The organism is Micromonospora sp. NPDC005161, from assembly GCF_053599855.1.
This window is the reverse complement of sequence record NZ_JBSFYQ010000006.1, coordinates 68,832-87,174: the sequence shown is the minus strand read 5'-3', so window position 1 is coordinate 87,174 and position 18,343 is coordinate 68,832. Positions and strand designations below refer to the sequence as shown.

The 18,343-nt window shown below is 71.4% G+C and carries 19 protein-coding genes; 8 read left to right on the top strand and 11 right to left on the bottom strand.

Annotated features, from left to right (window positions below; translation table 11 throughout):
- Positions 1 to 18: 18 nt before the first annotated feature.
- The 4 genes from ACWD5O_RS08255 to ACWD5O_RS08240 all read right to left on the bottom strand — a co-directional run bounded on the left by ACWD5O_RS08255 (position 19) and on the right by ACWD5O_RS08240 (position 3,068).
- Positions 19 to 204, bottom strand: a complete 186-nt coding sequence (locus ACWD5O_RS08255; RefSeq protein ID WP_089021435.1) for a thiazolylpeptide-type bacteriocin — start codon at positions 202 to 204, stop codon at positions 19 to 21.
- 77 nt (positions 205 to 281) lie between these two features.
- Positions 282 to 497: a hypothetical protein gene (locus tag ACWD5O_RS08250; RefSeq protein ID WP_307871652.1), complete on the bottom strand. Its 216-nt coding sequence runs from the start codon at positions 495 to 497 to the stop codon at positions 282 to 284.
- 190 nt (positions 498 to 687) lie between these two features.
- Positions 688 to 870: a hypothetical protein gene (locus tag ACWD5O_RS08245; protein ID WP_046564715.1), complete on the bottom strand. Its 183-nt coding sequence runs from the start codon at positions 868 to 870 to the stop codon at positions 688 to 690.
- Between the two features lie 53 nt (positions 871 to 923).
- Entirely contained in the window at positions 924 to 3,068 is a 2,145-nt protein-coding gene (locus ACWD5O_RS08240) for a TOMM precursor leader peptide-binding protein (protein ID WP_450084938.1), read from the bottom strand.
- A gap of 445 nt (positions 3,069 to 3,513) precedes the next feature.
- Here ACWD5O_RS08240 and ACWD5O_RS08235 point away from each other — a divergent pair, with 445 nt between their 5' ends.
- The 5 genes from ACWD5O_RS08235 (at position 3,514) to ACWD5O_RS08215 (ending at position 7,735) form a co-directional block, all read left to right on the top strand.
- Positions 3,514 to 4,470, top strand: coding sequence for an ATP-binding cassette domain-containing protein (locus ACWD5O_RS08235; RefSeq protein WP_450084937.1), 957 nt, complete (start codon positions 3,514 to 3,516; stop codon positions 4,468 to 4,470).
- Positions 4,467 to 5,309 carry an ABC transporter permease gene (locus ACWD5O_RS08230; RefSeq protein ID WP_354966812.1) on the top strand — a complete coding sequence of 281 codons (843 nt, stop codon included), beginning with the start codon at positions 4,467 to 4,469 and terminating at the stop codon, positions 5,307 to 5,309. The genes ACWD5O_RS08235 and ACWD5O_RS08230 overlap by 4 nt, the downstream gene beginning before the upstream one ends.
- Positions 5,310 to 5,326: 17 nt before the next feature.
- Complete coding sequence (locus tag ACWD5O_RS08225) at positions 5,327 to 5,560, top strand: hypothetical protein (RefSeq protein ID WP_354966813.1); 234 nt, start codon at positions 5,327 to 5,329, stop codon at positions 5,558 to 5,560.
- 129 nt (positions 5,561 to 5,689) lie between these two features.
- Entirely contained in the window at positions 5,690 to 7,150 is a 1,461-nt protein-coding gene (locus tag ACWD5O_RS08220; protein WP_387326454.1) for an SDR family NAD(P)-dependent oxidoreductase, read from the top strand.
- A gap of 105 nt (positions 7,151 to 7,255) precedes the next feature.
- Positions 7,256 to 7,735 (top strand): heme-degrading domain-containing protein, encoded by a 480-nt coding sequence (locus tag ACWD5O_RS08215; protein ID WP_354966815.1) that lies wholly within the window; start codon positions 7,256 to 7,258, stop codon positions 7,733 to 7,735.
- Positions 7,736 to 7,776: 41 nt separating this feature from the next.
- On the opposite strand, the gene ACWD5O_RS08210 is transcribed toward ACWD5O_RS08215, so the two are convergent.
- Together ACWD5O_RS08210 and ACWD5O_RS08205 are read right to left on the bottom strand one after the other, a co-directional pair.
- Complete coding sequence (locus ACWD5O_RS08210) at positions 7,777 to 9,153, bottom strand: FAD-dependent oxidoreductase (protein ID WP_387326450.1); 1,377 nt, start codon at positions 9,151 to 9,153, stop codon at positions 7,777 to 7,779.
- Positions 9,154 to 9,304: 151 nt separating this feature from the next.
- A complete protein-coding gene (locus ACWD5O_RS08205) occupies positions 9,305 to 10,009 on the bottom strand; it encodes a TetR/AcrR family transcriptional regulator C-terminal domain-containing protein (RefSeq protein ID WP_354966817.1) in 705 nt (234 codons plus the stop codon).
- A gap of 105 nt (positions 10,010 to 10,114) precedes the next feature.
- Between ACWD5O_RS08205 and ACWD5O_RS08200 the strand changes: the two genes are divergently transcribed.
- Complete coding sequence (locus ACWD5O_RS08200) at positions 10,115 to 10,828, top strand: DUF4386 domain-containing protein (protein ID WP_354966818.1); 714 nt, start codon at positions 10,115 to 10,117, stop codon at positions 10,826 to 10,828.
- Between the two features lie 12 nt (positions 10,829 to 10,840).
- On the opposite strand, the gene ACWD5O_RS08195 is transcribed toward ACWD5O_RS08200, so the two are convergent.
- The 4 genes from ACWD5O_RS08195 to ACWD5O_RS08180 all read right to left on the bottom strand — a co-directional run bounded on the left by ACWD5O_RS08195 (position 10,841) and on the right by ACWD5O_RS08180 (position 14,319).
- Complete coding sequence (locus ACWD5O_RS08195; protein WP_354966904.1) at positions 10,841 to 11,218, bottom strand: MerR family transcriptional regulator; 378 nt, start codon at positions 11,216 to 11,218, stop codon at positions 10,841 to 10,843.
- A gap of 161 nt (positions 11,219 to 11,379) precedes the next feature.
- A complete protein-coding gene (locus ACWD5O_RS08190; RefSeq protein ID WP_450084936.1) occupies positions 11,380 to 12,678 on the bottom strand; it encodes a D-alanyl-D-alanine carboxypeptidase family protein in 1,299 nt (432 codons plus the stop codon).
- Positions 12,679 to 12,785: 107 nt separating this feature from the next.
- Positions 12,786 to 13,694, bottom strand: coding sequence for a hypothetical protein (locus ACWD5O_RS08185; RefSeq protein ID WP_354966820.1), 909 nt, complete (start codon positions 13,692 to 13,694; stop codon positions 12,786 to 12,788).
- Positions 13,695 to 13,707: 13 nt separating this feature from the next.
- Positions 13,708 to 14,319 carry a hypothetical protein gene (locus ACWD5O_RS08180; RefSeq protein ID WP_450084935.1) on the bottom strand — a complete coding sequence of 204 codons (612 nt, stop codon included), beginning with the start codon at positions 14,317 to 14,319 and terminating at the stop codon, positions 13,708 to 13,710.
- A gap of 227 nt (positions 14,320 to 14,546) precedes the next feature.
- Here ACWD5O_RS08180 and ACWD5O_RS08175 point away from each other — a divergent pair, with 227 nt between their 5' ends.
- Positions 14,547 to 16,703: an amylo-alpha-1,6-glucosidase gene (locus ACWD5O_RS08175; RefSeq protein WP_450084934.1), complete on the top strand. Its 2,157-nt coding sequence runs from the start codon at positions 14,547 to 14,549 to the stop codon at positions 16,701 to 16,703.
- 69 nt (positions 16,704 to 16,772) lie between these two features.
- Positions 16,773 to 17,717 carry a PfkB family carbohydrate kinase gene (locus ACWD5O_RS08170; RefSeq protein WP_450084933.1) on the top strand — a complete coding sequence of 315 codons (945 nt, stop codon included), beginning with the start codon at positions 16,773 to 16,775 and terminating at the stop codon, positions 17,715 to 17,717.
- Here ACWD5O_RS08170 and ACWD5O_RS08165 read toward each other — a convergent pair.
- Complete coding sequence (locus tag ACWD5O_RS08165) at positions 17,703 to 18,296, bottom strand: helix-turn-helix domain-containing protein (protein WP_450084932.1); 594 nt, start codon at positions 18,294 to 18,296, stop codon at positions 17,703 to 17,705. The genes ACWD5O_RS08170 and ACWD5O_RS08165 overlap by 15 nt on opposite strands.
- Between the last annotated feature and the right edge of the window lie 47 nt (positions 18,297 to 18,343).

Below are 18,343 nucleotides of genomic sequence, written 5' to 3'. Positions count from 1 at the left end.
GGGACGACTGCGGTGCGGTTACCCGCCGCCGCATCCGGTGCTGGTGCTGCTGCTGCAGCAACTGGATGTGCTGCAACTGCAGCAGCTGGAGCAGGAACAGCTGGAGCTGGACCAGTCCATGACCATCGCGTCGATCGCGTCGACGTCCTCGATCTCGAACGTCTCGGTCTCCAACGCGCGGAGTTCCTCCGTCAGATCCGGCATTTCCCTCTACCTCCCCTCGGGGCGTATGCGGGCCTCTGCGTCGTCCGACCGTCCGGAGCGGCCGGTGGCGCCGAGGCTCAGCTGGTGCTGCTGCAACTCGACGAGGTGCAGCTGCAACAACTGGACGTGCTGCAGCTGGAGCAGCTCGACGTACTGGTGCTGCTGCTGCAGATGTCCATGTGGTCAGCGGACAGATCGGCGATGTCCTCGACCTCGAACGTCTCGGTCTGCAGGTCCCGCAGTTCGCCGCGGACCGATTCGGACAGCGCGGCGGATGACAGGGGTTGTGTCACGGGCCTCTCCTTGAGCCGCGGTCGGCGCCAGTCGTGGTGGGTCTGCGTCCGCACCACCACGGTGGAGCCAGCGGAGGCACGCAGGGGCTACTCGCCGGTGTCGGCCGGCGGCGGTTGGTGCGTTCAGATGCGACGTCCCACCGGGGACTGGACTGCGTCAGCGCTGTGGGGATCAACCCCGTTCACCCGGTCAGCCGCAGCTGGAGGTGCTGGTGCTGGTGCTGCAGCAGCTCGACGTGCTGCAACTGCAGCAGCTCGAGCAGGAGCAGCTGGAGCTGGTAGCGGCGAGCGCCTCGCCGCCGTCCTCAACCTCCTCGATCTCGAAGGTCTCGGTCTCCAGCTCGCGGAGCTCGTCGTTCAGGGTGATCGGCATGTTTCCACCTCCTTCCACGGTGCGTGCCTCGCTCGGACCACTGGTGTGGTGGTTCAATCGGCCGCCAGGCCGTCGTGCCGCAGCAGGACCACGCCGCTGCGGAACGCGCCGCTGGCCCGCAGGTCCCGGGTGGTGGTCTCGACCAGCAGCGCGCTGATCCCCCGCTCGGCCAGGGCGGCGAGCACCGCGTGCCGGTCGGTGCCGCCGACCGCCGCGGTGCCGTTGGCGGCGCGGCCGGTGAGGGTCGCCGGATCGAGGTCCGCGAGCACCGGATCGCCGAGGTCGGCGTCGGTCCCCTCGAAGTGCCGCACCTGGATTCGTCCGACCAGGTCGCGGAGGGCGCTGAGCCGCGTGGCGACCGGGTCGAAACCGCCGGCGAGCCGCCAGTCGCGGTCCCCACCGCCTGGTGCCTCGCTGACGGCGAGCACGGCGTGCGCCGGTGCCGCGCCGGGAAGAGCGAAGACCGCGAGCTGGTGGCCGAAGCGGTGGGCCGCCTTCACCACGAACGCGGTGTCCTCGTCGGCGACCAGCTCCTCCTCGCCGAGCGCGGCGAGACCACCGTCGCCCCGCATCGCCGCGGTCAGGGCGTGGTACGCCAGCGCGTCCGCGAGGCCCTGATCGATGACGCCGTCGAGACTGTCGGCGGCCGCCGCGCCGGCGTGGGTCCGCTCGGCGAGGCCCTCGCCGTTGGCAGCGGAGGTGGGCAGGGCCAGTGCCGCCGGAACCCACACCCTCTCCGGACGGCCCAGCACGGTCGCCGGCAGCCAGCGGACCGCTCGGCGCGGGTCGTACGGCACCGCGCCGGTCGCGCTGTGCAGCTCGGTCCACGGCACCGGTTGCCCGCCACGCTCACGCAGTTGCTCGGCCGAGGCCAGGACGCCGGCGCGTGGGTCGGCGTACCGGGCGGCGTGGTCACACACCGCCACCCGGTAGGCGGCCAGCCGGGCACTCAGCACGGTGTGCACGTCGAACGCAGTCACCTCGCGTGGCCCACGCCGGCCGGGCAGCCGCAACCGGGCCGTCTTCAGCGGCGCCTGCTCCAGCGGGTCGTCCACGAACCGGGTGAAGACGCCGGCGTTCGGTGACACCAACGCCTGGGCACGCTGGTAGGTCTCGTCGTCGGAGCTGCCCGCCCCGGCCGGCTCGGGCACGTCGACGTCCCGACAGACCGGGCAGGCCGGATGCGGCAGCACCCGTTCCCGGGCGGCCTCCAAGGTGGACCGGTCCAGTAGCAGCACGCCGTCGGCCGTGTCCGGCGCCAGCGCGCCGGTGAGGACCCGGAACAGCTCGAACGCGGCGGCGTTGCCGACCATCCGCGCGGTCACCTCCGGCAGCGGCGCGGGCGCGTCGGCGCCGGGGCCGACGGCGAGCTGCCGCCAGAACTCGGCGGCGACGGCGGCATCGGCGGCGGCGGTGAGCCGCAGCTGGGCACAGAGCCAGCAGGGGGTCCCGCCCGGTTCGACCGTCGGCCCCACCACCGCCCGCTCGTCGTCCCAGACCACCGGAACCAACAGCGGGCCGTCGCGGTGACAGGTGCGAGCCAGCTCGGCCAGGCCGGCCAGGTCCGTCCGGTCGGCGCAGTACACCACCGCGTCCGCTCCGCTCAGCTCGACCGGGCCGTCGTGCACTCGCAGCGCGGCCGCCAGACCGTCGTCGCGCAGCTCCTCCACCTCCGGCCGCAACGCCTCGGCGTAGCGCGACGGGTCGTCGTACGGGTACAGGTCAAGGTGGAGGCACCCGTTGCGGAGTAGGCCGCTCGCCGCGGCCAGCAGGGTCGCTCCCCCACCGACCAGCGCCACGCGGGCGGTGTGCAGGCGCAGGAAACGGCCGGTGGGATCGTCGGCGAAGTGGTCGATGAACTCGATCTGCGGGGCGAACCGCCGGCCCACCGCCTCGGCCAGCTCCGTACGGTCGCCGGCGTCCTTCGCGAAGCCACGGGCGAGCAACGCGCGGACCAGGGTGAGCACCGTCTGCCGCTGGCCCTGGTCCAGGGACGCGGTGAGCTGTCCCAGGGTGTGCTCCCCGGTCAGGTACGGGCTCAACGAGGTCAGCCAACGGAAGGCGGACCTTCCTTTGATCAGGAAGGCGGTGTCCGGCCCGCGCAGGTAGGCGCCGGCCGGCGCGTCCAGGAAGACCACGTCGTGTCGCAGCTTGGGTCGCACTTCCAGGTTCTCCGCACCGTCCCGCGGCAGGCTCATCCGGGCTCCTATGCCAGCGATCACCATCGACTCGAAAGTGTCTACATGCTGCCCATGGTCAATTCATTCGTCAACAGATTGTTTCGTCGAGGGCAGCGGCGGGAGTCAATTGGAGTGCACTGAGCTGCGGCTAGGGGAAATTTTTCCGCACCCCACCGCTGCGGGCCTTCCGGCACCGATCAACCTCCGCTACTCTGTGGGCGTCATCGGCACCTCCGCAGGTCAGAGACTTTTACATCGTTCCAGGCAAAGGCGGGCCGGTGGCGCGATCCCGAGGCTGGCGGTGCCCCACCGCCACCGCGACCGTGCCTTAACGGTCAGTTAGTTGACTGTGCACAATTAACCGTGTGTTGTGGGTCGGGAATCAGTGAGGACCGTCAGATGAAGACGATGGAAAATCTCCTCGGCGGCATCCGCCACACCGTCCGACGATTGCGGCAATCCGTTGGGGAATGACCGATTCGCCATCGAATTGCACGACGTCACCAAGCGTTATCCCGGCGACGTCACCGCGGTCGACCGCCTCGACCTGCGGGTGCCCGAGGGGACGGTCTTCGGCTTCCTCGGCCCGAACGGCGCCGGCAAGACGACGACCATGCGGATGCTGGTGGGGCTCGTCCGACCGACCTCCGGCCGGATCCGGGTGCTGGGCCAGCCGCCTGGCACCCCGGACCAGCTGGCCCGGGTCGGTGCCCTGATCGAGTCACCGGCGTTCTATCCCCATCTGTCCGGTGTGGACAATCTGCGGTTGGCCGCCCGCTACGCGGGAGTGCCCGACAGCGCCGCCGACCGGGTGCTGGCCGAGGTGGGCCTGACCGGACGCGCACGCTCGGCGTTCCGGACGTACTCGCTGGGCATGAAGCAGCGGCTCGGGGTGGCGGCCGCGTTGCTCAAGGACCCGAGCCTGCTGATCCTCGACGAACCCACCAACGGGCTCGACCCGGCCGGCGTGTCGGAGATCCGGGAGCTGCTCCGGTCGCTCGGGCAACGCGGGCGCACCGTGCTGCTCTCCAGCCACGTGCTCGGTGAGGTGGAGCAGGTCTGCGACCGGATCGCCGTGATCAACCGCGGCCACCTCGTCGCTGACGGCACCTCGGACGAGCTGCGCGCCGCGCTCGGCGCCGGGGAGCTGCTCATCGCCGCCGATCCGGTCGACAAGGCCGCCGCGTGCCTGCGTGACCACCGGAGCGTCCGCGGGGTGGAGACGGTCGACGGCCGGCTACGGGTCAGCGCGGATCCGGCGCTGGCCGCGGAGCTCAACCGGCGGCTGGTCGAGGCGGGCATCGACGTACGGGAGCTGCGGCCGGTGCGCCACTCGCTGGAAGAGGCGTTCCTGGAGCTGACCGGGCCGGACCGGGCCGGTCGGGAGGAGTCGACGACCATGACGGGGGGCAACCGGTGATCGCCTCGGTACGCGCGGCCTGGTTCGCGGACCGGAAACGGCCGGCGGTCTGGACCGTCACCCTCACCTGGATCGTGTTGGCGCTCGCCTTCGGCGTCGGCGTCCCGTACCTGGTGCACCTGGCGCTGGCCGGCGATCCGGAGCAGGCGGCCTCGGCCGCGTCCCTGCTGGACGCCGTGCTGCCCGGCCAGCTGGTCACCACCGGAATCGGGCTGTTCCCGCTCTTCGGTGGGGCGATCGTGGTGATCCTCGGCGCTCTGGTCGTGGGCAACGAGTACCGCTGGGGCACGCTCAACCTGATCTTCACCCAGCGTCCCCGGCGGGCGCAGGTGCTCGCCGGGCACGCCGTCGCGCTCTGTGCCCTGACCCTGCTGCTCGTCGCGCTCACCTTCGCCGCGATGGCCGGGGTCACCGCGCTGCTCGCGCTGATCGAGGGACGCGGCCTGGACTGGCCGGCGACGAGTGACCTGGCGGGGGCCGTGGGGGCCGCCTGGCTGATCTGCAGCGCGCACGCCAGCGTGGGTTACTTCCTCGCGATCGTGTTCCGCAGCACCGCCACGGCCATCGCCGTCGGCCTGGTGTGGACGCTGGTGCTGGAGAACGCGATCAGCGGCCTCGCCCTGGTACTGAGCCCGCTGGAGACGGTCCAGAAGCTTCTGCTCGCCCCCAGCTCCGGCGCGCTGGCGGGCGCGCTGGGAGCCCCATCGCAGTTCGACGGGGGCACGCCAGGGGTGATCGAGTCGACCGGCGCCGGGCTGCCCGCCGCCGTCCTGGCGGGATACGTGGTGCTGATGTTCGGCCTGGGGATCTGGCTCGCGGCACGCCGGGACGTCAACTGATCGGAAAGGATGTCGAGATGGACTTCCTCCTTGCCTTCGCGTTGACCGGACTGGTGGCCTGCGGTGGCTGGATCGCGTGGGCCGTGGTCCGCGCCTTGGCCCGGGCACGCGACCGGCGACACGAGCTGCGCCTCGCTCAGGCCCGGTCGGCGGTCGAGCTGCGCCAGGCGGAGCTGACCGCCCGTGTTCGGGAGCAGGAGCTGGCCAACGAGACCTACCAGGACTTCGTCCGGCGCCACCCGGAGAGCTGACCCCGGGCGGCTTCGGGGCGAGCAGGGTGTGTGGGGTGCAGCGGAGGCCCTGCGGTGCGTACAGTTCCGGGTCGGACTTGGGGTGGGCCGGCTGGATCCGGCGCAGGGAACGGGACGAGACAGACACGCATGACGGCGGACAACGGTACGGAAATCGGTCAACCCGGGATTGACCGGAGCCAGCTGGAGACCTGTCTCGGTGTCTTCGAGGCGTTGGAAGCTCTGCCGTCCGATCATCCCGACGTGGTGCGGGTGCAGCGCGCCACTGCGAAGCTCTACAAGGTGATCAAGCAGCGGCGACGCGAGGAGCGGCGCGACGCCATCGTGACGGCCGACCGCGCGGTGACGGCGGCCACCGCCACGGGCGCCCCCGGCCGGATCGACGATGAGACGCAGGGCATCCCGCTCGCCTCGCCCACCGCGGGCGCCACGGCTGGCGTCCTGCACAATCCGCGCGGCTGCTACGTCTGCAAGCAGCGCTACCGCGAGGTGGACGCGTTCTACCACCAGCTCTGCCCGTCCTGCGCCGCGCTCAACCGGGAGCGCCGGGACGCCCGCACCGACCTGACCGGCCGGCGCGCGCTGCTCACCGGCGGCCGGGCGAAGATCGGCATGTACATCGCGCTGCGGCTGCTGCGTGACGGCGCGCACACCACCGTGACGACGCGGTTCCCGCACGACGCGGTCCGCAGGTTCGCCGCGATGCCGGACAGCGCGGACTGGCTGCACCGGCTGCGGATCGTCGGGATCGACCTGCGCGACCCGGCCCAGGTGATCGCCCTCGCCGACTCGGTCGCCGCACAGGGACCACTCGACATCCTGATCAACAACGCGGCGCAGACCGTACGGCGCTCGCCCGGGGCATACTCGCAGCTCGTCGCGGCGGAGGCCGCCGCCCTGCCGGAGGGCCCGCTGCCGGAGCTGATCACCTTCGCCAAGTCGGGCGGCCAGGGCACCCCGGCGGGCAGCCTGACCGCCGGGCCGCAGTCGACCGCGCTCACCCCGCACGCGCTGACCGCGCTGGCGCTGACCAGCGGCTCCGCCTCGCCGGAGCGGATCGCGGCGTCCACGGCCATCGACGCCGGCGGTCTGGTACCCGACCTCGACTCGGTCAACAGCTGGGTCCAGCGGGTGCAGGAGGTGGACCCAGTCGAGCTTCTCGAAGTGCAGCTGTGCAACGTTACCGCGCCATTCGTGCTGGTCAGCCGACTGCGACCGGTGATGGCCGCCGCGAAGGCCCGCCGCAAGTACGTGGTGAACGTGTCGGCGATGGAGGGCCAGTTCGGCCGTGGCTACAAGGGGCCGGGGCACCCGCACACCAACATGGCCAAGGCCGCGCTGAACATGCTGACCCGGACCAGCGCACAGGAGATGTTGACCGACGGCATCCTGATGACCAGCGTCGACACCGGCTGGATCACCGACGAGCGGCCGCACCCGACGAAGATGCGACTGGCGGACGAGGGCTTCCACGCCCCGCTGGACCTCGTCGACGGTGCGGCACGGGTGTACGACCCGATCGTCCGCGGCGAGCAGGGCGAAGACCTGTACGGCTGCTTCCTGAAGGACTACGCCCCCTGCGCCTGGTGACCGCCACGTCGGTCACGACGGTCCGCTGCGCTGCCTCCTCGAACCCACTACCAGCGGGTTTGCGACAATCAGCAGGTACGCCCACTCGACGAGGAGAAGGTACGCATGCCATCTGACCACGACCCGTGGCCCACGCTGGACGAGCTGCTGCGCGAGGAGAGCGAGCTGGAGCTCGCGGGCCTGTCGGAGACGGACGCGTACGAGCTGGGGACGCTCGCCGTTGCCGCCGCGAGCGAGCAGCGGCTCCCGATCGCGGTGGGTGTGTGGCGGGCCGGGCGCCAGCTGTTCCACAGCGGCCTGCCCGGCTCCACCGCGGACAACGACGTGTGGCTGCGCCGCAAGGGGCGCGTGGTGATGCGGTTCGAGCACTCGTCGCTGTACATGGCCCGGCTCTGCCAGGACAAGCAGGTGACGCTGGCGGAGAAGTACGGCCTGCCGGCCTCCCGCTACGCGGCCGCCGGGGGCGCGGTGCCACTGCGTGTTCGCGGCACCGGCGTGGTCGGCTGGATGGGCGTGTCCGGCCTTCCGCAGCTGGACGACCACCGCTTCGTCGTCGACATCCTGCGCAAGATTCAGCAGCAGTAGTCGCGCGCGGCGGCCGCGTGACGCCACCTCGGGCGGACCGATCAGCGCGCCCGCCGGTTGGCGCGCAGGGCGCCCAGGATCACGCGGGGTGCGGCCAGCGCGAGCGGGTGCTTGCGCATGGAGACGACCTCATTGAACCGTCGCGCGGTCGCCACGTCCGTGACGGTCGCCCTGACGATCTGATCGCTGGCCCAGTTGGAGAACCGGTAGCCACGCGGGTAGGGGCCGTCGACGTGCGGCAACGCCAGGTCGGCGGAGGTCGACGTCGACCAGGCGGCGTCGACCACGACCTTCTGCAGGGCGAGGTACCGGCGCGCGGGCGCGCTCAGATCCGGGCCGGACCGCAGGTACGTCGACAGGCAGGCCGCGTGCAGAGCCGCCGCGGTCATCCCCTGCCCGTACACCGGGTTGAACGACGCGACGGCGTCACCGACGCTGACCAGGCCCGCCGGGAAACGCTGCACCGCGTGGAAGTCCCGCCGGCGACTGTCGGCATGGTGGTAGGTCTGGACGTCGCCCAGCATCTCGTTTCCGGCGACCGCACCGAACTCCGGTGGGAACTGCTCCCGCAGCCGACGGACGAAGTCCTCCGCCGTACTTCCCGGGCGGCTGTCCCCGTAACCGGCCATCATGGCCATCCACCGGCCGCCCTCGATCGCGAAGAACGCGGCACCGACCACGTCCAGCGACATCTTCGGCGTGTGCAGCGCCAGCACGACCGTCGAGGCCGGGTCCGCCTCGGGACGTCGGAACAGGGCGGTCGCGTAGTTCAGGTGCACGGTCATCCGCCGTGTGGCGGGTCGGTCCCAACCGGCCTGCTCCAGCCAGTCGGAGAGCCTGCTCGAACGCCCCATGGCGTCCACCACGATGTCGCCGCTCTCGACCCCGGGAACCCCGCCGACCTCGCAGCGGACACCGCTCGCCACGGCGCCGTCGAACACGAGACCGGTGGCGCGGGCGGTGACCGTCTTGACGTTCGGCAGCCGCAGCACCTGCTGGCGGATCAGCCCCTCCAGGAGAGGGCGACTGCCCGCCAGGCTGTCGGCGTCGTCGGGGACGATCACCTTGAGACGGCCGTCGAGGTAGTTCCGCCTCGCCGCGGGCGGCGCCTCGATCGCTCCCTGGGCCAGGGCCTGCTCGCGGAATCCCGGGAAGAGGCGCTCGAACTGGACGAAGCCGCCGGGCAGCAGCGCGTGCAGCTGCGTCCCCTGTGGCACGCCGGGCCTCCCGCCCGTCACCTCCAGGTCGTCCCGGTCGATGATGACGACGCTCTCCGCGTAGTCGGACAACACCCGGGCGGCCAGCAGTCCGGCGATGCTGCCGCCGAGCACGACGGCCTTGCCCATGACCGGGGACGCCTGGTCGGGGGGCAGCACGGCATTGAGCGCGGCGAAGACCCGCGCCGGGGAGAGGGGCATCGTGCTCTCCAAGGGGTACGAGGTGTGGCGCCCTCCCCCGTGTCGGTCCACGACAGTGTGGACGGGCCGGCGGGAAGGGCTGTTCGACAGGGCGCCCGACGATCGTTGCACAGGCCTCGGCCATTGCCCGACACGCAGAGTCTGTCGTGAATTAGCTCTTTGTCGCGGCCTGGCCGCGGAGGCGTTCGAGCCCGTCCAGGAGCAGGTCGAGGGTGAACTCGAATTCGAGCTGGCTGTCACACCAGCCGAGCGTGGGGTCGGTGCCGTCGTGCATCTCGGTCGCCACCATGGCCGTCAGGTGCGGCAGGGCCGAGGCCATCGCGGCCAGGTCGGCTTCCGCCATGTCGGCCTCCATGCTCGCGCCCGCCGCCGGGCTGAAGATCTCCTGCGCGAACCCGAGCGGCAGGCTGCCGAACGCGTGCAACGCGCGGTGCGCGAGGTGGTGCGAGAACCCGGCCCGGAGAAGGGTTCCCACGACCCCGTCGTAGTACGTGTACAGGCCGACGGGGATGGCACGGCGCGAGCCCAACAGCTCTGGCATCCACGGGTGACGCAGCATGATCTGCCGCGCCGCGAGGAACTGCCCGCGCAGTCGCGTACGCCAGTCTCCGTCGTCACCGTTCGCGAAGAGGCGGCCAACCGCGGCGTCGATCTCCGCGATCACGGTCTCCACGACGCCGTCGAGGAGTGCCTCCTTGGCGGGCAGGTGGTGGTAGAGCGACATGGCCTCGACACCGAGGTCGCCGGCGAGGCGGCGCATCGTCAGGGCCGGGATTCCCTCCGCATCCGCCAGGGCGACCGCCGCCGACAGTACGCGCTCACGGTTGAGCGGCTGCCGAGCCGCCTTCGCTGCCATCTGTCCCCCCACTCTTGCCAGCACCTTACATCGTATGGTTGCCTTACGTTGTAAGGGAGTCACCACCACTCCACGATCCGGTACGGCCTCCCCGAAGGAGCCACGATGCCCGCCCTGACCCGTACCGCCCGCGCAGCCGGGACGCTCTACCTCGGCCTGGCCGTCTCCGGCGCACTCGGCTTTCTGCTCATCCGGCCGCGCCTCTTCAACGCCGACGACCCCGGCGCGACGCTCGACAATCTGGTCCAGCACGAGGCACTCGCCCGGGCCGGCGTCGCGTTCGAACTGCTCATCGTCGTCACCCAGGCCCTCGCCGCCGTCTGGTTCTACCGGCTGTTCCGCACCGCGGACGCACGCGCCGCCAGCGCCATCGCCGCGTTCGGCCTCATCAACGCGGTCGTGGTCCTCGTCAGCGCGGCGCTGCTCGGCACAGCGCTCGACATCGCGCTCGACCCCGTCGGCGATGCGGCAGCCACCGTCCAGCTCCTCTACCTGATCAGCGGAAACCTGTGGGCCGTCGGGGGGCTGTTCTTCGGCCTGTGGCTCATCCCCATGGGCAGCTGCGTGCTCCGCTCGAACTGGATGCCACGCCCGCTCGGGTACATCCTCGTCGGCGGCGGCATCGGATACCTGCTCAGCGCGTTCGTCGGATACCTCGCTCCTGGCGCTCAGTCCGTCGCCGACGCTCTCGTCCTTCCGGCGACGGTTGGCGAGTTCTGGATGATCGGCTACCTGCTGACGCGCGGCGTCCGTGGCCACGCGCTCGACCAGGCACCGTCCGGCGGGCAGCCGGAGGCCGCGCCACAGACCATCTCGTAGGACCCGGGCCCGCTACGGCGCTTCGGCCTCCATCCGGGTACAGCCGCTGGCCGGGCTCTCGCTGGACGCGATGACGGCGTCGAGCCGATCTCTGACCTGAGTCAGTTGGGTGATCTGCTGCTCGACGCGGTCGCGTTCGGCGTTGAGCAGGGCGCGGGACTGCGGGGTGTTGACGTTCGCGTCGACGCAGGGCAGCAGGTCCAGGATGGTCCTGCTGGACAGGCCGGCGCCGTACAGCATCTGGATCAGGTTGACCCGGTCGACGGCACTGTCGGGGTAGTGGCGCTGGCCGCCGCTACTGCGCGCCCCGATCAGCAGCTCCTGCTCCTCGTAGTAGCGCAGGGCTCGCACTGACACGCCGGTCCTGGCGGCGAGTTCACCGATCCGCACGTCCCGCACCCTGGTTGTGGCGCTGGCCACACGGCTTGCACCTCCGGAGCGCCCACGTCAAGCCGTCCCTCGCCGGCGACCCCCGAGCGCCTTCTACACCGCCACCGTCGGTTGACGGCAGCGGCACACCACCGCTGAGCGTCGAACGTCTCGTCCGACGCTCAGCGGTGGCGGCGAATGCGTTCCCAGCTGGTCGGCGGTTCCATCGCGGCGCCGGTCCGCAGCGTCGTGACGACCGGCTCGCCGACGCCGGCGGTGACCGTGAGCTGGCCGTGCTCGGCGCCAGCGGCGATCCGCGACGACACCTCGGGGATCTGCGCGTCAAGCCGTACCCGCAGGCCGGGCCAGCCGACCACCTCGACCTTCTCGCCGGCGCCGATGGTGCTGCCGGCACCCAGCGGGCCGCGCACGGTGGCAACCTGCTCGCCGGCCTCGACGAGCGTGTGGACAGCGAGCGCGGCCGCTGTCGAGCGCAGCAACGACCGGGTCACCGCGAACACCCGGTCCAGCTGGACCGGGGTGTTGGCGCCGGGTTGGCCCAGGACGGCACCGACGACGCGGAGCTTCCGGCCGCCCACGGTGACCACCGCCGCGAAGACGAGACAGCCGCCGGCCTCGTCGGTGGAGCCGGTCTTGATGCCCACGACACCGTCGCGGCCGACCAGCTCGTTGTAGTTCCGCACCGTGCCGGCCACCGGAATGGTCGCCTGCTTCTGCTTGACGATCTCGGCGAACGCCGGCAACGCCATCGCCCGGCTCGCCAGGATCACCTGGTCCCGCGCCGTACTCACGGTCTCCGGGTCGAGGCCGGAGGGGTCGGTGTAGTGGGTGTCGGACATGCCGAGGTCGTCCGCCACTGCGTTCATCTTCTCGACGAAGGCGGCGACGCTGCCCGAGTCCCAGGCCGCGAGGATCCGCGCCATGTTGTTCGCCGAGGGCAGGAGCACCGCCTGCAACGCCTGCCGCTCGGTGATCACCTCCCCGGCCCGCACCTCCACGAGCGACTCGCCGCGTGCATTCTCGGCCGGGTACGCGGCCGCCTGCGCGGCACTGACCGTCAGTTTCGGCCCCTGCTCACCGACAGCGAGAGGGTGCTCGGTGAGGATCACGTAGGCCGTCATAACCTTCGTCACGCTCGCGATCGGCAGCCGCTTCGACCCGCCGAAGGCGCCCATCGTCCCGAGCCCGTCCACCGAGATCATCGCCTGGCCCGTACGCGGCCAGGGCAGTCGCGGCGCCGTACCGGGAATGGCCATCGACGCCGGCAGGGTCAGCTCGACCGTCGGGGCGGGCAGCGGGTCGCGCAGCGGCGCGACGGCGTACAGCCCGCCACCGAGGAGCAGCAGCAGGACCAGCAGGCTGCCCAGCGCCCACGGCAGGCGACGCCGGCCGCCCCGGACCGGCGACGCTGCGAGCAGCTCGCTGAGATGCTCGGTCGGCGATTCCGTCGGACCACCCATCGTGTACCTCCCCCGTGATGGAACCCCGGAGGTTAACAGTCCCGGTCGGCCCGTAGCTGGCCGCGCTTCGGCCCGGTGGTCACCGGTCCGGCGCGGCCGCCGGCTCCTCAACGCGTGGCGCCGCCCGGGCGACCCGGGCCGGTCCCGGAGCGCCGGTGACCGACGCGTGGCGCCCGTACCACCGGCGAATTGCCCGCTCCCGGGCGGAAGCTCCGCGCCGCGTCGGCCACCGTCTCGTCAGGGTCACGCCCGAGAGCGTGCCGGATCCGCGACGGGATGACCTCGGACTTCGCCATCGCCAGTCGGACCTGCACCGAACGGTCGTCGACCAGGCGTTCCAGATCCGCCTCGTCCAGCTCGACCGCCCGCACCAGCGCGGCGCGGACGTCGACCACCGGGTCCTGGGCGAGCACGCTGCGCTGCGCGGCGGTGGTCCGCGGGTTGCGGGCGACCCCCTTGCGTACGCGCGCGGTGCGGTCGGCCATCAGGGCGGTGATCACGTCGGGGTCGTGGGTGTGGGTGGCGAGTCGTTCCCGTACCTCGGGTGAGACGTCGTCGATCAACCTTGCGGCCAGGTCGGGCTCCAACCCCCGGGTCTCCGCGAGGAGACCGCGAAGCTCCTTGTCGGGCGCCGCCGCCATCACCTGGCGAACCGACTCATCGCAGGCCGGGTTGCCGGCGACCGCCCAGCGGACCCACCGGTCGGCGTCCTTGACGAGACGCAGGAGATTGCCGACCGAGGTCGACGTGTTTCTCGCAACGGCCTCCCGGACCTGACGATCAGCGTCCCGGGTCAGCGATCGCAGCGCCTGCGCGGGTGCGTCGGTCCGGGACGCGACCGCCTTACGAACCACCGCCGACGGGTCCGACGCCAGATCGATGAGGGTCATCTGTGGCGTGGCGGGGTCCTGCGCGAGCGCGAGCTGCGCGTCCGCGCTGCCACCGGTCACAGGATGGTTGGTGGTGCCTGAACCGCTCTGACGGTCGGGCCCGCCGACGTCCTGCTGCTTACCCATGGGCGCAATCATGTCACGGGCCGACCGGGCCAACACGAGCGTGACCAGCCCGTTCCCGCTCTGCCCGCCGCCGGACCGCGACGACCACCGCCAACGCGGCGCCGACGAGCACGCCGAGGGGCGCCAGGATCGAGGCGGCCAGCCCGGCCAGCGCCTCCGAACGCGCGCCGTAGAAGCGGGGAGGATCGCCGATCGACAGCGACGGCGTCCCGTCCGCCGCCGAGGCCGTGCAGGTCAGGGTGTACGTGCCGGTCGGCCTGGCGCCCACCAGCACCACCGCTTGCCAGCGTTCGCCGTCCGCCTCCAGGGTGAGGTCGTCGAAACGCATCGAGACCATCTGCCACTCCTCGAGCTCCTCGGCCTCCACCCGTGCCGGTGCGCAACTCACACCCGGTGCGTCCGGGCCGCTGGCCTTGGCCCACACCACCTTCCCGCCCTCGGGAAGGTGCACCGTGAACGGCTGTCCGGACGTGACCGGCTGCCCGAGTTCACCCCCGAACGGAACGAGGAACAGCGCCACCGCGGCGGCCAGCACACCGCCGGCGGCGATCAGCGCCGCGACGACGTACCAGATTCGGCGGGGCCGGAGCGGATCGGCGGAGACGGCGCCCGGAGCGGGATTCATGAAGGCATGATCGTCGGTCGCCGATGGCCGGGCCATCCCGTTCATCGTCGGATGTCGGCGGCGTTCGGTGGACGTCACCGGACCGAACCGGGCAGTCGGGCCCGTACCGCCCACCCGGCGCTCGACGTCCGCATTCGCGCGGCGCCACTGGCAGCGAATGCGGCGGGATGACTTGCGTGTGGCCGGGAACCCGGTGCGGTGACGTCAGGCAACCTGAGGAGGTGTGGGTGACCGCGACATCACGGCGGCCGACGCCCGTGGATCCGTGGCCGTACATGTCGGCGGGGCGGGTGTCCAGCGGCGCATCCCGAGACCTGCCTCCGGAGTTGGGCCCCGACGCGGTCGGTGTGCTGGAGGGCCGCACGTTCATGTTCTCCGACGCCGCGGGAAACGTGCCGAGGGGCTCGATCGGCGGTCTCGTCCACGACGACACCCGGTTCCTCAACCAGTGGGAGCTGACGATCGACGACGCACCGCTGCTGGTGCTCTCCTCCGGGACCGTCGACGCCTACTCGGCGGCGTTCTTCCTGGCGAATGCCGACCTGCCCCACCTGCCCGCGAATCGGGTCGGCGTGCGGCGGCAGCGCTTCGTCGGCGACGGCCTCTATGAGCGCGTCGAACTGCGCTATTTCGGCATCGAGCCGACATCGATCCGGCTGCGCCTGGCGGTCGGCACCGACTTCGCCGACCTGTTCGAGATCAAGGAGTCCGGCCGCGACCGCACCCCGGACATCACCCGCCAGGACGGACGGGACGCCTCGGCACTCGGGTTCCACTACCGCAACGGCAGCTACGCCGCCTCGGTGAGCGTCGAAGCCGACCCACCTCCCGACCTGGTCGACGGCGATGCCCTGGTATGGAACCTGCGCCTCGAGCGGGGACAGAAGTGGAGCTGTGAGTTGCGTGTGCCGCTGTGGTGCGGCGGGGAGGACCGCCGGCCCGTGGTGCGCGGGTTCGGCGAGACGTTCGATCATGGGCCGGAGGACCCGTCGACGCGGTGGGCGGCGGAGAAGCCGCGTCTGCACGCGGAGGCGGATCTGTTGCGCGACGTCTACCACAGGTCGGCGATCGACCTGGTGTCCATGCGGCTCGAGAAGACCATCGCCGGCGAATCGGTCGTCCTCTTCTCCGCGGGTCTGCCGTGGTTTCTGACCACCTTCGGCCGCGACACGCTGATCACGGCGTACCAGACCATAACCTGCGGCTCGGAGGTTGCCCGGGGAGCACTCATCGTGCTGGCCGACCACCAGGCCAGAGTGTTCGACGACTTCACCGACCAGGAGCCGGGCAAGATCCTGCACGAGTACCGCTCGGGTGAGCTCAGCCAGCTGGGCATCAAGCCCTACCGTCCCTACTACGGTGCCGCCGACACCACGCCACTCTGGCTGATCCTCCTGTCCGAATACTGGCGATGGACCCGGGACGCCGAGCTGGTGTGCCGGCTGCGCGAGAACGCCGAGGCCGCGCTGCGGTGGATCGACCGTCACGGTGATCGCGATGGCGACGGCTACGTCGAGTACGCCACCCGCTCCACCCAGGGCCTCGGCAACCAGTGCTGGCGAGACTCCCCCGACGGTGTGCAGTACGCCGACGGGACGATTCCCGTCCTGCCGATCGCCACCTGTGAGACACAGGGCTACACCTATGACGCGAAACTGCGCATGGCGGAACTGGCCGACGGGCCATGGCACGACCCCCCGATGGCCCACCGCCTGCGCGCCGAGGCCGCAGGCCTGCGCGAGAGGTTCAACCGGGACTACTGGATCCCCGAACGGGGCGGCCACTACGCCGTCGGCCTGGACGGCGACAAACGGCCCATCGACTCGATGACCTCGAACATGGGTCACCTGCTGTGGAGCGGCATCGTCCCCGAGGATCGAGCCGGACAGGTCGCGCGACAGCTCATGTCTCCGGAGATGTTCTCGGGATGGGGCGTACGCACCCTGTCGGCCCTGGACATCGGCTACAACCCGATCGGCTACCACGTCGGCACGGTGTGGCCGCACGACAACTCCATCATCGCCGCGGGGCTGGCCCGTTACGGCTACCGGAAGGAAGCGAACCGGATCGCGATGGCGATGCTGGAGGCCTCCCGGGACTCCGATCACCGGCTGCCCGAGGCGCTCTCCGGCTACGACCGGTCCTTCGGTCGCCAGCCCGTGCCGTACCCCACCGCCTGCAACCCGCAGGCCTGGGCCAGCGGGGCGCCCCTGCTGTTTCTGCGCACGATGCTCGGCCTCGAGCCGGGCGAGGACGGGCTCCTCGCCGACGCCCACGTCCCCGACGAACTCGGACGGGTCGGCCTGCACCGTGTGGCGGTGGCCGGCCGACACTGGAGTGTCGATGCCACCGGTTCCCACTGCCGCGTCTCGCCCGCCGACTAGGGCCGCGTCGGGCCGGCCACGCGTCTCGGCAAACCGGTAGCCATGACCGGTACGGGGTAGAACAGCGACATGAGCAGTCCCCGCGCGGTGGTGATCGGCCAACTCGCCCGCGATCTCGTCCTCGAGATCGACCACTGGCCGGAGGTCGGCCAGGCGGCCGACGTCCGGGGGCGGCGCGAGATGCTGGGCGGCAAAGGCGCCAACCAGGCGGTAGCGCTCGTCCAGCTCGGCGTGACGGTGGCGCTGGTCGCCGTGGCGGGCGACGACGACATCGGCGACCACCTGCTCGCGCAGGCCACCCGGGACGGGGTGGACGTCACTCAGGTGGCCCGCCGGCCCGACACCTCCACCGGGCTGATCGTGGAGGCGCTCGACGGAGCCGGGCGGTGGCGGTACCTGCAACACCTGACCGACGAGGTACTCCTCACCGCGGCCGACGTCGAAGCCTCCGCGGAGCTGCTGTGCGCCGCGGACGCCGTACTCGTGCAGTTGCAGCAGCCGCCCGTGGCGGCCCTCACCGCCGCGCGCCTGGCCCACGACGCTGGTCGGCTTGTGGTGCTGGACGGTGCACCGGCCAACGACAGCGACGGCCCGGCGTTGCTAGCCGCGGCCGACGTCGTCCGCGCCGACGCGCACGAAGCACGCTTGTGGACGGCAGCGCCGACCGACGACATCGACCGGCTGCTGACCGCCGCCGGCGACATCCTGGCGGCCGGGCCGCGGCTGCTCGCCTTCGGCGTGGACGCCGGGAACCTCTTCGTCTGGCGCGACCAGCAGTGGGGCGACGGGCACCTGCTCGTCCCGCTGGCCGCTCAGAAGGTGGTGGACACCACCGGAGCCGGCGACGCTCTCGTCGCCGCGCTGACCGCGGCGCTACTGCGGGGCGACCCGCCCCCGGTCGCCGCCCGATACGCCGTCGCCGCGGCCGGGGCAACCGTCCGACATCCCGGCGGGCGGCCGAACCTGACGGCAGACGAGCTTCGGGCCGCCCGTGCACCCCTACTCGGGGCCTGATCCCGGTGCTACGCGGACGTGCGCGCGTTCGCCCTGCTTGCCGATGAGGCTGAGGAACTCGACGGGACCGGAGCTGGTGGACCCGAACCAGTGCGGGGTTCGGGTGTCGAACTCCGCGGCCTCCCCCGGTTTGAGGATGAGATGGTGCTCGCCGAGGACCAGGCGCAGCGTGCCGTTGAGGACGTAGACCCAGTCGTAGCCCTCGTGGGTGCGCAGGTCGGGTTCGCGGTCGTCGGCCCCGGTCAGGAGGACGAACTTGTAGGCCTGGATGCCTCCGGGCCTACGGGTCAGGGGCAGGATGGTCGACCCGTCGCCGCCGGCGATGGGGCGCAGGTTGATGCGGGGGTCGCCGGTTGGTGGCGCGTCGACGAGCTCATCGAGAGTGACGCCGTAGGCGCGAGCGAGCGGGAGTAGCTGCTCGAGGGTGGGGCGTCGCAGGCCCGCCTCGAGCCTGGACAGCGTGCTGGCGGAGATGCCGGTCTCCTCCGCGAGGTCGGTGAGCGTGAGGCCGCGGCGGAGCCGCAGGTGCTTCAGCCTCGGCCCGACAGCGTCGAGCGTGCGGTCCAGGTCGTTGCCCATACCCCCATTTTGCCATTTGGCAAGAAGTTTTGCGTATCGCTCGACTG

Coding starts and splice junctions, on each gene's coding strand:
- ACWD5O_RS08255 (WP_089021435.1), bottom strand. CDS start 204: ATGCCGGATCTGACGGAGGAACTCCGCGCGTTGGAGACCGAGACGTTC.
- ACWD5O_RS08245 (WP_046564715.1), bottom strand. CDS start 870: ATGCCGATCACCCTGAACGACGAGCTCCGCGAGCTGGAGACCGAGACC.
- ACWD5O_RS08240 (WP_450084938.1), bottom strand. CDS start 3,068: ATGAGCCTGCCGCGGGACGGTGCGGAGAACCTGGAAGTGCGACCCAAG.
- ACWD5O_RS08225 (WP_354966813.1), top strand. CDS start 5,327: ATGGACTTCCTCCTTGCCTTCGCGTTGACCGGACTGGTGGCCTGCGGT.
- ACWD5O_RS08220 (WP_387326454.1), top strand. CDS start 5,690: ATGACGGCGGACAACGGTACGGAAATCGGTCAACCCGGGATTGACCGG.
- ACWD5O_RS08215 (WP_354966815.1), top strand. CDS start 7,256: ATGCCATCTGACCACGACCCGTGGCCCACGCTGGACGAGCTGCTGCGC.
- ACWD5O_RS08210 (WP_387326450.1), bottom strand. CDS start 9,153: ATGCCCCTCTCCCCGGCGCGGGTCTTCGCCGCGCTCAATGCCGTGCTG.
- ACWD5O_RS08205 (WP_354966817.1), bottom strand. CDS start 10,009: ATGGCAGCGAAGGCGGCTCGGCAGCCGCTCAACCGTGAGCGCGTACTG.
- ACWD5O_RS08200 (WP_354966818.1), top strand. CDS start 10,115: ATGCCCGCCCTGACCCGTACCGCCCGCGCAGCCGGGACGCTCTACCTC.
- ACWD5O_RS08190 (WP_450084936.1), bottom strand. CDS start 12,678: ATGGGTGGTCCGACGGAATCGCCGACCGAGCATCTCAGCGAGCTGCTC.
- ACWD5O_RS08185 (WP_354966820.1), bottom strand. CDS start 13,694: ATGGGTAAGCAGCAGGACGTCGGCGGGCCCGACCGTCAGAGCGGTTCA.
- ACWD5O_RS08180 (WP_450084935.1), bottom strand. CDS start 14,319: ATGAATCCCGCTCCGGGCGCCGTCTCCGCCGATCCGCTCCGGCCCCGC.
- ACWD5O_RS08170 (WP_450084933.1), top strand. CDS start 16,773: ATGAGCAGTCCCCGCGCGGTGGTGATCGGCCAACTCGCCCGCGATCTC.
- ACWD5O_RS08165 (WP_450084932.1), bottom strand. CDS start 18,296: ATGGGCAACGACCTGGACCGCACGCTCGACGCTGTCGGGCCGAGGCTG.